This is a genomic window from Rothia dentocariosa ATCC 17931 (assembly GCF_000164695.2).
In the GTDB taxonomy this organism is placed as follows: Bacteria; Actinomycetota; Actinomycetes; order Actinomycetales; family Micrococcaceae; genus Rothia; species Rothia dentocariosa.
Window position 1 is genome coordinate 660,088 of sequence record NC_014643.1, and the last position, 12,621, is coordinate 672,708.

The following is a 12,621-nucleotide window of genomic DNA, read 5'->3' on the forward strand; positions in this document are numbered from 1 at the left end:
TTTCTTGAATTTCTACATAAAGGTGAATCGGCTGCGTGCCTTAACGGCACCGCCCTGATTCACGGTTATCTCTATCTGATAGGTGTCGCGGTGTTTCTCGCACCGCAGCAGGTTGAGGGTTGGAATCTCGGTGAGTTCCACGAACTCGAAAAATTCGTGGGATTCTTCCGCCACGCGCAGGCCTGCGGGATCTGCCCCGGTACGATGCGCGAGCGCCGCCACCGCGAACTGCCGGGCTGCGCTTGCCATCATGAGCCCCGGATAGTGGTCCAGCGGGCGGTCGAAATGCCGTGGCGGGGCTGTGGGCACGATGCGGCATTGGGCTAGTACGGGGGCTCCCGGCGGGTTCTGAGGGGACCGTTCCGAGGTGCTCACCTGCGATTCTTCCGCCTGTTCCTGAGCGTTTTCGGTACCGTGGGTCGTATCGTCATGGTGCACGTCTCCGATCAAAACCTGGGATGCGTCGCTCACCCCGCACAGACTCGCGGGGGCAGCTTGCACGTGCCCGTACGGTGTTCCCCACACGCGCACGGCCTTCGGGGGTTCGGCGGATGCGCCTCCGGCGGAAGCCGCATCCTGGATTTCTGCGGTGTTCCCGAGTTCACCGCGCAGTTCCTCGAAGGTATCGGCGGTGAGGAAGAGCGCCGCGCCGTCGCTTTCGGCTAGGCAGGTATCGCCCGCCCAGAGGGTGATCGCCCCGCTGATCGCATAGCACGGCTGCCCGCGCCTGCGGCGGATGGTGCTCACGGGAACGTGCAGGCTCAGCTCGATCGGCTCGTTTGCGCCGGTTGTGTCGGAGCTGCGAACGTCGCCGCCCAGAACATGCGGGGTGAACCTCAGCCCTGCGCCGCGAAGCACGAAATGGTCGGCGGATTTCACGCCGAGCGCCTCGCGCCCGAGCGCCTCGATCCCCTGGCGGTGCAGGTCTTGCAGGTATTCCACATCGGTCACGCTCAGCGTGACCGGCCCGCTCACATCGGGGGCGATGCGCGTATCGTACCGCAGGAACACGCGGTATTCTCCGTCGTGCGCCGGGTCTTCGGCGGCGGGTTTTTCCGCTTGTGTGAGGTTCGCATCGGGTGCCGTGCCGGGGGCAGGGGGGTAGGCGCATCCGAGATACGCCGCGTATCGCGGGTCTGCGGATGCACGTCCCGCCGCCTGCGGCGCATCCTCGGGAGGCTGCCGGGTACTCATGCGCGTATCGCCAGGGTCACGTTGTGCCCGCCGAAGCCCAGGGAGTTTGAGAGCCCCAGCCTTTTAGGCGTGCCGTCCTCCGCGCTGACCGTGCCGGGTGCTAAATCCTGCGGTTCGCCGCTGATGCGCACCCGCCCCAGCCGCTTATCCAGGTTTTTCAGCCCCAGGGTGGGCGGTGCCTGCCCGTGCCGAAGCGCCTGAAGTGTTGCGATGGTCTCGACGGCGCCTGCAGCCCCGAAGAGGTGCCCAATCGCCGATTTCGTGGAGGAAACCGGGATGTTCTCAAGAGCATCCCCGAGCGCCTGCCGCAGCACGTTCACTTCGGTCGTATCGTTCAGCTCGGTTCCGGTGCCGTGGGCGTTCACGTACGATACCTGCTCGGGGGTTGCCCCCGCGGTTTCAAGCGCGCGGTTGAGGGCATAGGCCGCATACATGCCGTCCGGGTTCGGCGCCGTAATGTGGTGGGCGTCCGAAGAGAGCCCGTAGCCTGCAATTTCGCCCAGTATCTCGGCGCCCCGGGCGCGGGCGTTCTCGGCTGATTCGAGCACGAGAATACCGGCACCCTCCCCCAGGTTGAAGCCGTTGCGCTCCTCATCGAAGGGGGTCGAGTTCCCGTCGGGCGAGATCGCCCCGGCGGCGTTGAATATAGCGCGGGTGAACCGGGTGGTTCCCGCCTCTGCGCCGCCTACAACGGCTGCATCCGCCTCGCCCAGCAGAATACTGCGCACACCGGCGACAATCGCCTGCGCCCCCGAGGAGCACGCCGTGACGATTGCGGTTGTTTCGCCGTGCAGCCCGTGGCGCATCGAAATATGCGCGGGCGCGGCGTTCGCCATCATCATGGGCACGGTCAGCGGCGAGACTTCTTCGGCGCCCTCGGTGTGCATCACTAAATGCTGCGTTTCGAGGGTGTCCAGCCCGCCGATAGCGGTACCGATATAGCAGGTGATGCGCCGCGCATCGCACGGCAGCCCGCCGCCCCAGCCCGCCTGCGCGATAGCCTCATCGGCCGCCGCCACGGCAAGCTGGGTGTACCGGTCCATGCGGCGCATCTCGCGGCGACTGAGCGGGTTCTTCACGTCAAAGTCGAGGCATCGCCCAACTTTGCCGCCCAGCCCGTTCTCGTTTTCGTCGTTCAGCCCGCTCAGGCCCGCCACGGCACGCTCATGCAGCGTCTCGGCGCCAACACCCAGCGGGGTGACGGCACCGATTCCCGTGATGACTACTCTCGTACTCACTTCTCCTGTGCCTTTTCACGAATAATATCTACGGCATCTTGTAGGGTGGCGGCGTTTTCAAAATCCTTGGGCTTGACGGGAATCATCAGCTGCTTCTTGACCGCCTGGGTGAGCTCAACAACGTCTAGGGAGTCGAGCCCCATCGAATCGATTTTGGCATCGAGTTTAACGGTGCTGGCGGGCACGCCCATGTCGATCACCTGCTGGGTCACGAACTCTTCCAGGGATGCGGTGTTAACGGGGGTCTCAGTCATGGTTCTCTCCTGATCGGATTATCTGGTGTTTTTCTGTGGTTGGTTATCTTGTGTTCACGGCGGGTACCTGTGAACTTATCCGGCAAACGGCGGACTTGCTTGGGGCGAGCGCGAACCTAGTTCAGCGAAAACGCCTGAGCGCTCAGCCCGCCATCTACCGCAATGCTCTGCCCGGTAATGTAGTCGGCGCGGTCGCTGGCGAGGAACGCCACGCACTCGGCAATATCGCGTGCCTGCGCGGGGCGAGCCATCGGCACGGCGCGCTGCACCGACTGGGTGAAGGTTTCAACTTCTTCGGTCATTGAGGTTTCAACGAGCCCGGGGCATACCGCGTTCACGGTCACCCCGCGGCGCGCCACCTCGATAGCCATCGCGCGGGTTATTCCTAAAATTCCGCTTTTCGCGGCGGAATAGCTGCCGGTTCCGGCGATTGTCCTCCCGGCAAGAATCGAGGAAATATTGATGATTCGCCCAAAACGTGCGCGAATCATCGGCCCCAACGCCCGCCGAGAGGTACGAAAAACCGAGCTTAAGTTCGTCGAAATCGCCGCATCCCATTCGTCGTCGCTGAGCCCCGCAACCAGCCCGTCGGAACGAATTCCGGCGTTATTGACCAGCACGGTGACCTGCCCTAACGAGTCTTCGAGCGCATCAAAAGCGTCATCAACTGAGGTGGTGCTGGTGACGTCAATTTTGATGGGCATCGCTGACACACCGCATTCGCGGATGCACCCGGCAACCTCTTCGGCGCGCTCGATTCCGGTGGCGTAGCCGACGGCTATATTCCATCCGTCCTGCGCCAGTCTGAGCGCGATTTGTGCGCCAATATCTCCCGACGCTCCGGTGACGAGGGCGCATCCTGGGCGCTTCTGGTGTGTCATCTGACTCCTTAGGTTTGGTTCTTATGCTGCGGCGGGTTCACGGCGTATCGCGTGCCGTGGTAGTTCGCCGCGCGGTGCTCAATGGCGTTACGTGGGATGCGTGAATGCGTGTTTCGCCCGCGTTTTAGGCGAAGGCGGCCTGCCCGGCGTCTGCGGGGGTGGGATACTCGGAATTGAGAACACCGATCTGGCGCAGCAGGCCGAGCTCATCGCGCCCGCCCCAGTGCTCGATTGCCTTGCCGTCTTCAACACGGAAAAGGTGCAGGTGGTGAATCTCGAAGGGCTTGCCGGTGGCGGGAACGCCCATGAACTCGCCGGTGTGAACGCCGCTGAACTTGATCGCCATGGTGTAGTGCTTACCGTCCGCACTTGCCACAATCTTCTGGGGCTTCCACGAGGCATCGGAGAACGCCTGGTTCATGTATTTCGCGGTTGCCAGGTACCCTTCGGGGCCGCCGCCAACGCCTTCGCTCGCCTCATGATCAACGAAGTCGGGGTGAATGTATTTGCGGGCGGTTTCGATATCCATGTTCGTGAAAATCTCAGCCACGCCGAGGGCGACGGTGCGCAGGTCTTCGGGCATCTGCGCCATCATGTCTTCGATAATATTTCCCCACTTGCCCATGGGTTTTCCTTTCGTTGGGTGACCTTCCGGTCACGGGGTTTAAACTGTTTCCTCTGCCGGTGAGAGCAGGGGGTGCAGCTGTTTCACGCACTCTTCGGTTGTGGTGAATTCGATGGCATCCCACCCGGCTGCACGGGCGCCTTCGCAGTTACGCGCAAGGTCGTCAATGAGGATGCACTGCGCCGGGTTCACCCCGGCAAGTTCTGCGGCGTACTCGTAGATACCGCGCTGCGGTTTGCGGTATCCGACCTCGAAGGAGAGCACAATATCGTCGAAAAGATCGGGTTCGTTGAGCATGGCGCGCCAGTGGTTATCCCAGGTGGGCACCATATTTGAGATCAGTCCTACCTTCACGCCGTGCGCTTTGATCTCGTGCAGGTACGCTACCCAGGATGCGTTGGGCTCGCGGTCGCGGAACCAGTCGTCGGCGAGGGTGTCGAGCTGGAACGCCCCGCCGACTTGCTCGGAAATTTCGCTCAGCCACTCTTTTTCGCTCATCAGGGGCGTATCGACGAGTTCCAGCGGGTCGGTGAGGTTGTGGTTGCGGGCGACCGCCTCAAATCCCGCGCGCAGCTGGGACTCGGTGAGCCCGTATTTCTGGCAGAAGACGCGCATCGTATGGCTGACCGGCGGGGTGAGTACTCCGCCGAAGTCCGTCCACACATATTTCGCGGTGTTGTAGTTGGGCGACATAAAGATCCTTGTCATCTAGCTTTTGAGCGCGAAATCCGCGATCTGCCGGTTATCTTGTTCAACCACGAATTCCCCGGGTGCCGTTGCACGGATCTGCACGGGTGAATCGAGTTCCGCGAACGCCAGGAAGTTCCCGCGTATTGAGGAAATTTCGGGGGCGCGCTCGCTATCCGAGCGGGTTGCCAGGTAGAGCTGCCGTGCCGCCTCGGTCAAAATTTGCATGGTGATGTGGTCGTAGGCGTGGTCGAAAAGTGCCTTATTCGCCACGTTCGGGGTCACCTGCGCACTCGGGGTTTCGGTGGTGTTCAGCTGCGAGATCACCACGTTGAGGGGGTTGCGCCTGCCCACACGCTCGGGGGCGATGGGATCCTGCACGTCTGTGAAGGTTAGCTCGTGCAGGTTCGCGGTCGTGGGCGGCGGGGTGCCGCGGTATTCGCTGCGCAGCGCCTGCAATTGGTTTTTGGTGAGGATGCGCCCGCCGCTGAAGTGCTCGGCGATCACCCGGTTGCCCATAATGAGCTGCTGGTAGCACCGACCGGAGCGCGGGGCGCCACGCCGAATGGAGGTCCAGTCGAAGTAGTTGCGAATCAGCAGGTTGGTATCTTCGGGGTTTAGCGCGGCGATTTCGTGCGGATAAATCGTGAGCCCAAACTCGTTGGAGATCAGGGTGTTTCCGGCGTCTACACCGACTTCGTGGGCGCTGGCGATTGTCGCCTGCCGCGCAATTTCGAGCAGCAGGAGCGCATCGGGGGTTCCTTCGGCATCGTTGTAGATGCTGTCGTGAAAGAAGCTGTGCGATGAGGGCAGCTGCGCCGCCACGAGCACATGCTGCGCGCTCTGCTGGCGAATATCTGTGAGGAAAACTTCGGAAACCGCTGCACGGTGTACCTTATGGCGATCGACGGTACGGTCATAGTGCAGATTTTCTATATCCGGGTCTATCGTGATAGTTTCGTCGAGCTCTGGTGCCGACTCGTATATGAGGGTCATATGCCCTCCTCCTTTGGCTGTGGTTGGTGTATGTTGCACGTGGTTACGGGGTCCCGTGGGGCTTACCGCGTGCGGGTGAGTAAGCTCCTTGGGTGTGCGTTATCGGTGTTGTTATGCCCTGCCGCTGGATACGGGTAATATGGTGAAGATTCTCAATATCAAAAAGATATAAGTACGGTCACTGTGGTGCGAAGGTGTGATGATCCCTTGATATTCCTGCGGATTCACGATGGATGCGGGCTGCGAAAGACCGAAAGCGCAGCGCTTGTCTATCCCGGCATATACCTGGGGGTGCACCGCTGCCCGTGAGGTTGGGTCAGCGAGGATCTGAGTGTCGGAAGGCTTCGAGTGCTCAGGCAGCGCACCGCATCGTGCGTTATCTGGCGTCTGTTATGAATTCTGCTGATTTCGTCGGTGTTCATAGCGTTCATTCCTTTTTCATCCCTACCGTGTGGGTAGGAGATACCATCGGAACGTTTCGGAAGTTTGAGTTAGGTTCTGATGGTTGTCTGTGGTTGGTTGAAAAATATGTGCAGCTGGCCTAAGGCAGCTTAGCTGCGGGTTCTGGTTCTGGCGCGACCGCTCGTTCGACGGCGGGTTCGCCAGTTTTGGGAAGCACGGTGAAGACGGCAACAGCACCCAAAAGACCTACTGCCGCGCCTACCCAGCACGCAGCGGCTACGCCTCGGGGCGATTGTGCCGTTGCGGTGGCGATTCCTATACTTCCCATCAGCGCGATACCCAGGGCGCCGCCGAGCTGCATAGCAACATCGGCAACCGCCGAGCCCGCGCCGGTTTGTTTCTTGGGGGTCGATTCAATGATCGAGTTCACGGAGGCCGGGGCGCCAAAACCCACACCCAGCCCGAACGTGAAGAGCGCTACCATAACCTGCCCGCTCTTGGGCGAGGGACTGATAGCCAGAAGCACCATGCCGAGGGCGACCATGAGAGGGCCGGTGGCTGAGACGGGACCCAGCCCGAACTTTTCGACGAGTTTGGGCGAGATCGGTGCCACGAGAACCGCCGAACACATGGCGAGCATATGCAGACCGGAAATAAAAGGGTCAAGCCCTAGGACGAACTGCAAATGCTGAGTCATGATGAACAGCCCGCCGAAGACCCCGAAAAATACCGAAGAGATCGTCAGCAGCGGTCCGCCGAACCGGCGGTTACGGAAGACCTCATGGCTGAGCATGGGCGATGCGCTGCGGTGCTCCCACACGATGAAGATCAGGCTCAGCACCACACCCGCAATCAGCAGGGTCAGCGTCAAGCTTGAGGTCCAGCCTGCTTCCGGGGCGGCGATAATGCCGTACACCAGCAGGGCAGGCCCGAAGATCGAGAGGATCAGCCCGAAGAAGTCCAGGCGGGAAGAGTGCTTTTTTGAGGATTCCGGGGCGAGCATCAGGCATGCCAGAAATGCCACGGCAATAATAGGCACGTTGACCAGGAAAATTGATCCCCACGAAAAACTTTTGAGCAGCAGTCCGCCCACAATAGGACCGAGCGGAATACCCAGCGAGGACATTCCTACCCAAATTCCGAGAGCTTTAGCACGTTCATGGTCTGGAAAAATATCACGAATAAGTGCTAGGGTCGAAGGCATAATAAATGCTGATCCGAGACCCATAATTACTCGTGAAAAAATAAGTACTTCTGCATTAATAGAGAAAGCCGCCAGTATTGAACCAAGCAGCAAAATAAACATACCGGCTAGAAAACTTAGTTTATGTCCGATTCTGTCGGCAAGACCGCCAAAGAAAAGCAGCGGTGCGGCAAATGCAAGTGAATAGGCTGCAACAACCCATTGCAATTGTTCGCCCGTTGCCTGTAGTCCAGTCTCCATAGACGGTATAGCGACCGCAACAATGAGCGAATCCAGCCCGGTCACAACCAGCGCTAGGCACATAAACCCGAGGATTGCCCAGCGCTTGGGGTGGGGTGTAGTCACGCTCATTTTTGGTCCTTGAAGTGGTTGGAAGACATAGCTATATGTAACAGTGATGTCTCAAGTATACAGTTCAAATTTGGTCTGTCAATCGTTTATTTTCACTATTTACACGTCAATTATTTATATATATTTATTGCCGCCCAAGAAACAAAATTAGTGTCGCTGTAAATTATTAAAAGAATTGAGAGAGTGAAGATTTAATTTTTATATTTTCCTTGTAAATACTTTCATCAAATTTCCCCGGTAATTATCGCATAAACCTACCGCGTTGTGTTGAGCGCATAGCATAATCCCGTCCCGTTCACCACGGTCCGTTCGCTGTCTGCAGCGAAGGCGAGCACACGACGAGAACCCCTTGTGTGGGATGCGTTACGCCCCAAAATTTTCGGTGCCAACATGCGAACGGGTCGGTTTCACCAAAAATTATGGGAAAACCGACCCGCCCGCGTGTCGTATCGAATTCTGAGGAAGATCAGGTCGCAAAGCCGAGCTGATATACAGCAAAGACGTAGCCCTTAGTTACAGCCTAGTAACTCAGTCCTCCGGGAACCTCGTAGTCTTGTAGAGCGTATCTGTCAGACCAGATCCCGCATGATCCGATCGTCCCGCTGCCGCCCTCAATGACCACCGGGCGATGGTTGGTGTATAGCGGTTCAGGTGCTTGTCGGTCTTGGTGAGCCCCCCCCCGAAGTCTTCAGCTCAAACTTCTTCGGTGTGGCTTTACCTCAGATACAGCAGGGTGACTTTAAAGCCTTGGTGAGGGTGAGCTTATAGGTTTAGTTCTCAGCCAATCCAACCCTATGCTCGTCAGGGAGGCTAAGAGGGTAACCAATTGTAGGCGGTTACTCCGGTGGTACGGTAAGGAGGCAACGGTTTCTCCTAGGGCATGTTGATGGGTTAGTTGGTTTTATAGGATCCATCATACGTCGGCTAATGAGGAGCCGTTTGTTTTTCATGTGTGGTTAGAGGTGCTGACTAGCCTTATAAATAACGCTCTTTGAACAGTGGAGAACAGTGCATGTCGGAGTATGTATAATCAACATTATAAATATTAAAATACAAAAGTAGGCTACTCCTACCTAAAAGACTTAGGTGGAGATAACCTACTTTTCAAAAATATTTAATTTATATTAATACTATATGAAGCACCTGAATATAAATTAATTATTCATCCTTCATGAAGGCCATAAATGCAGGACCATCAAAGAAAATGGTCGACGCTACAATTTTACCATCTTTTACGGTAAAAAATTCAGGAACCTCAAAAATTCGCGTGGCACCGGCAGGAGATTGCGCGGTGTAACATGCTATGACGGCTGCTTTGTCTCCTTCGGTAATAATCTGAGAAAGCTCAACTTTTGTGGTAGCATCATAGAAACTTCCCGCACTTTGAAAGTATTCGTCTTTATTGAGTTTTTGCTCTGTAGTGTTAAAGCCGTAGGCCATAGTATCACTAATGTAATCCTGCCAGTTTCCGGCATGGATAGATGCAAAATAATCCAAAATGGTCTGCTTGGTAGTCATTCGTTTAGTCTCCTCACTAAAATGTAACCGAAAAGATGTGGTGTGGGCAACCCACCCACTTAACCATAACAGATATATTCCCGTTATTAGGGTAATAACTACATATATAATTCGCCTAAACCTTTATGCACCTAAATCCGGTGCACTTTGCGGCGATCGACCGTACGGTCATAGGCAAGATCCTCTGCAGCATAATCGATAGATAAAGCTGTCGGCTATAAGTGCTTGATCCAGGACTTCTGCGGTGGGGTGAGAGAGCCACGAACGCTGTCGGCTAATCCGCCGAAGAAAAGCAGCGGTGCCGCGAAGGCGAGCGAATACGCCGCCACAAATCATTGCAGCTGCTCACCGGTGGTCTGCACCCCTACCTCCCCATCGAGGGGATGGTGACCGCGACAATCAGGGAATCTAGGCCCGTCACCACGAGCGCAAGGCACATAAATCCAAGGATTGCCCAGCGTTTGGGATGCATTACGCCCCAAAATTTTCGGTGTGCCCGCCTGCTATGCACCACAAAACGGGGGAGAAACAGACCGAAGTCTGTTCCTCCCCCGCTAGAATCTATGGGCTCATAGTGAGTGTTTCTGGAACCTCGTAGTCTTGTAGAGCGTATCTGTCAGACCAGATCACGCACTACCTATTCTGAGTAGCCAGTCAGGGTCTCCACCGATTCGGAAGCTTTAGAGCTTTTCCCCAAGAACCCGTCATGATAACCGACCCCGACATCGTACCGCACTGAATCTTATGCTTGGGGAAGCGAAGAAAGATACATAGCCCTTTCCTCCTCCCTGCGCTTGTACAGCCCCGGGATGAATTCTCCGCCAGCGTGCGAGTATTGCAGCATAGCATCCCCGGCGGCCTGATAATTTCCCTTGTTCGTGAGTTCGAGAACATCACTCGACTTAAAGGTACCCGCGCCCAGGTTGAAGGTGAATGACACGAGCGCATCGTATTGCTTCTGAGTAATTTCACGAGTAACAGCAGAATTCACAGCAGCTTCGGTAGGCTTCAAATCTGCGCGAAGGATCTCCTCCCCTTCCTCTTCGGTGATATGCTGCCCCTCATAAACGGGGTATTGCTCAATACTGGGCGCACGGGTCGAATGCCCGTAACCAATCGTGAGAACGCCCGCCACGTCGTAGTAGGCGTCACTCCTGAACCCTTCTTTCTCTTCCAAGAAGGCAATTCCGTCAGGTGATATCTGATGCATTGGTATCAACTCCTCTGAAGAATAATTACGATTTCATTAAGAGGTTCCGGTCCCCACCGTAACTAAGGATTCAGAGTCATACAAGAGGTATAACAGACAGTCTTCTGCCTTGACGCTCGAACTCGCAGTTGTGCCAGAGTGTGTTTTTAATCAAACTCCCCGCTGGCGATTAACTGTTCACGTACCTTGCGGCGCAGAATCTTGCCGAGCATCGACCGGGGCAGATCGTCCACCGCCACAATCTTGCGCGGCACCTTATAGCGGGTCACGCGCGCATAGCAGTGCTCGCGCAGCGCATGTTCATCAACCGCGTGTCCTTCGGCAGGAATCACGGCGGCGACCACCATCTCTCCCCCGCTGGCCTGCGGGATGCCCACGACCGCCGCATCCGCCACGGAATCGTGCTGTTTCAGGGCGGTTTCCACTTCGGTGGGTGAAACGTTGAACCCGCCGGTAATGATGACTTCCTTAATACGATCCACGATCTGAATGAAGTAGTCTTCGTCCAGGCGCACAATATCGCCGGTGCGAAGCCAGCCGTCAGCCGTAATGGTTTTCTGCGTGTCTTCTTCGCGTTTCCAGTACCCGGCGAAACATTGCGGGCCGTGAACCCACAGCTCACCCTCTTCGCCGAGCGGCACATCCTGAAGAGTTTCGGGGTCTACCACGCGAATATCGGTCGAGGGGAAGGGAATGCCGATTGACCCGGCGCGGCGCGTATCGTTGAGCGGATTGCATGAGACGAGCGGCGCGCACTCGGTCAGCCCGTACCCCTCAACCATGTACCCGCCGGATGCATCCTCCCACTCTGCCACCAGCTCGGGCGGCAGGTTCATGGCGCCCGAAACCGCATAGCGAACTCCCTGCAGCGAGATGCCCTGCTCTTTGGCGACGTCCATCAGGCGGCGGTAGACCGGCGGTACTGCGGGCAGAATCGTGGGGCGGGTCTTCTTCATCGCCTTAGTAATCAGACCCATATCGACGGTTGGGAAGAGCACCAGCCGGGCGCGGCACAGCGCCGCAATCGTTACGCCCAAGGTCATGCCATAGGCGTGGAAGAGCGGCAGCACCGAGTAAATACTTTCGTCGTTGCCGGGCTGAATCCAGGCTTCACCCATGCGCCCGTTCGATTCGAGGTTGCGGTGAGTGAGCATCACGCCCTTGGGCAGTCCGGTGGTGCCGGAGGTGTACTGCAAGAGCGCTACGTCGTGAGCGGTGGGCCGTTTAAAGTCGGGGTCGATCGGTGGACTCTTGAGCAGATGCGCCCAGCTTGTGGTTCCGGGGGCGGCTCCTTCAAGTTTTTCTCGTGAACTGCGTGCCTTTTTGACCGGCAGTTTGAGTGCCGCGCGGGTGAGGGCGGGCATCGCTTTGATAAGGTTCACGGCGTAAATATGCGCCGGTCTGATGTCTGCGGGCAGGCCCGTAATATGCCCGGAAATTTTATCCCACACGATGGCGGCCTTCGCGCCGTGGTCCTCGAACATGTGCCGCAACTCGGCGCCGGTGTAGAGGGGGTTGTGTTCCACGACGATCGCGCCCAGGCGCAGAATCGCGTAGAAGGCAATAATATGCTGCGGGCAGTTGGGCAGAATCAGGGCGACCCGATCCCCCGCCTGCACCCCGGCCAGGCGCAGCCCTTCGGCGGCGCGGTCGATCTGACTGCCAAGTTCGGCGTAGGTGGTGGTTGCCCCAAAGAATTCGAGGGCAATCTTGTGGGGAACGTCGCGGACAGCATCGTCAATCAGGTGGCTTAGCGAGGTTTCGGGCAGGTGAACGTCTACGGCGACGCCGGGTGAATAATTTTTGAGCCAGGGGCGATGCGCCAGCGGGTTCTGCCCGGAGGCGGTATCAGGTGTAGTTTGAGCGGGTGCGGGTCTTTGAGACTCTTGCGCGGAGGCTTGGGCATCATGCGGATGCGAGTCGTGATATTGCGGGTCAGTCATGCTTCGATTGTGCCTGCTGAGACCTGTTTTGCTCAACCCGCGACGCGCTGTGTGCTCCCATTCGGCGAGCATTCCGCCCCATTCCGCGAGCAGTATTCGAGGTTTCTTCGACTATACA

11 protein-coding genes are annotated in these 12,621 nt (G+C 57.5%); all 11 read right to left on the bottom strand.

The features are described from left to right. Nucleotides 1-12: 12 nt before the first annotated feature. A complete protein-coding gene (locus HMPREF0733_RS02875) occupies nucleotides 13-1,194 on the bottom strand; it encodes an AfsA-related hotdog domain-containing protein (protein ID WP_013397886.1) in 1,182 nt (393 codons plus the stop codon). Further along, nucleotides 1,191-2,432, bottom strand: coding sequence for a beta-ketoacyl-[acyl-carrier-protein] synthase family protein (locus tag HMPREF0733_RS02880; protein ID WP_013397887.1), 1,242 nt, complete (start codon nucleotides 2,430-2,432; stop codon nucleotides 1,191-1,193). Before HMPREF0733_RS02880 ends, HMPREF0733_RS02875 begins: the two co-directional genes overlap by 4 nt. After that, on the bottom strand, nucleotides 2,429-2,686 hold the full coding sequence (locus HMPREF0733_RS02885) for an acyl carrier protein (RefSeq protein ID WP_004005620.1): 258 nt from the start codon (nucleotides 2,684-2,686) through the stop codon (nucleotides 2,429-2,431). Before HMPREF0733_RS02885 ends, HMPREF0733_RS02880 begins: the two co-directional genes overlap by 4 nt. Nucleotides 2,687-2,802: 116 nt before the next feature. Beyond that, nucleotides 2,803-3,567: an SDR family oxidoreductase gene (locus HMPREF0733_RS02890; RefSeq protein ID WP_013397888.1), complete on the bottom strand. Its 765-nt coding sequence runs from the start codon at nucleotides 3,565-3,567 to the stop codon at nucleotides 2,803-2,805. 124 nt (nucleotides 3,568-3,691) lie between these two features. Beyond that, nucleotides 3,692-4,192, bottom strand: a complete 501-nt coding sequence (locus HMPREF0733_RS02895; protein ID WP_013397889.1) for an ester cyclase — start codon at nucleotides 4,190-4,192, stop codon at nucleotides 3,692-3,694. A 39-nt stretch (nucleotides 4,193-4,231) separates the two neighbouring features. After that, a complete protein-coding gene (locus tag HMPREF0733_RS02900) occupies nucleotides 4,232-4,885 on the bottom strand; it encodes an HAD family hydrolase (protein WP_244864807.1) in 654 nt (217 codons plus the stop codon). Between the two features lie 15 nt (nucleotides 4,886-4,900). Then, entirely contained in the window at nucleotides 4,901-5,875 is a 975-nt protein-coding gene (locus tag HMPREF0733_RS02905) for an AfsA-related hotdog domain-containing protein (RefSeq protein ID WP_013397891.1), read from the bottom strand. Between the two features lie 541 nt (nucleotides 5,876-6,416). Next, entirely contained in the window at nucleotides 6,417-7,832 is a 1,416-nt protein-coding gene (locus HMPREF0733_RS02910; RefSeq protein WP_013397892.1) for an MFS transporter, read from the bottom strand. 1,158 nt (nucleotides 7,833-8,990) lie between these two features. Continuing rightward, nucleotides 8,991-9,350, bottom strand: a complete 360-nt coding sequence (locus HMPREF0733_RS02915; RefSeq protein WP_013397894.1) for a nuclear transport factor 2 family protein — start codon at nucleotides 9,348-9,350, stop codon at nucleotides 8,991-8,993. Nucleotides 9,351-10,092: 742 nt separating this feature from the next. Then, nucleotides 10,093-10,560: a lysozyme gene (locus HMPREF0733_RS02920; protein ID WP_013397895.1), complete on the bottom strand. Its 468-nt coding sequence runs from the start codon at nucleotides 10,558-10,560 to the stop codon at nucleotides 10,093-10,095. Nucleotides 10,561-10,706: 146 nt separating this feature from the next. Continuing rightward, entirely contained in the window at nucleotides 10,707-12,503 is a 1,797-nt protein-coding gene (locus tag HMPREF0733_RS02925; protein WP_013397896.1) for a long-chain-fatty-acid--CoA ligase, read from the bottom strand. Nucleotides 12,504-12,621: the final 118 nt, after the last annotated feature.

Bases quoted from the DNA above. Each gene is read 5' to 3' on its own strand.
- HMPREF0733_RS02875 (WP_013397886.1), bottom strand. From the start codon at position 1,194: ATGAGTACCCGGCAGCCTCCCGAGGATGCGCCGCAGGCGGCGGGACGT.
- HMPREF0733_RS02885 (WP_004005620.1), bottom strand. From the start codon at position 2,686: ATGACTGAGACCCCCGTTAACACCGCATCCCTGGAAGAGTTCGTGACC.
- HMPREF0733_RS02890 (WP_013397888.1), bottom strand. From the start codon at position 3,567: ATGACACACCAGAAGCGCCCAGGATGCGCCCTCGTCACCGGAGCGTCG.
- HMPREF0733_RS02895 (WP_013397889.1), bottom strand. From the start codon at position 4,192: ATGGGCAAGTGGGGAAATATTATCGAAGACATGATGGCGCAGATGCCC.
- HMPREF0733_RS02900 (WP_244864807.1), bottom strand. From the start codon at position 4,885: ATGTCGCCCAACTACAACACCGCGAAATATGTGTGGACGGACTTCGGC.
- HMPREF0733_RS02905 (WP_013397891.1), bottom strand. From the start codon at position 5,875: ATGACCCTCATATACGAGTCGGCACCAGAGCTCGACGAAACTATCACG.
- HMPREF0733_RS02910 (WP_013397892.1), bottom strand. From the start codon at position 7,832: ATGAGCGTGACTACACCCCACCCCAAGCGCTGGGCAATCCTCGGGTTT.
- HMPREF0733_RS02915 (WP_013397894.1), bottom strand. From the start codon at position 9,350: ATGACTACCAAGCAGACCATTTTGGATTATTTTGCATCTATCCATGCC.
- HMPREF0733_RS02920 (WP_013397895.1), bottom strand. From the start codon at position 10,560: ATGCATCAGATATCACCTGACGGAATTGCCTTCTTGGAAGAGAAAGAA.
- HMPREF0733_RS02925 (WP_013397896.1), bottom strand. From the start codon at position 12,503: ATGACTGACCCGCAATATCACGACTCGCATCCGCATGATGCCCAAGCC.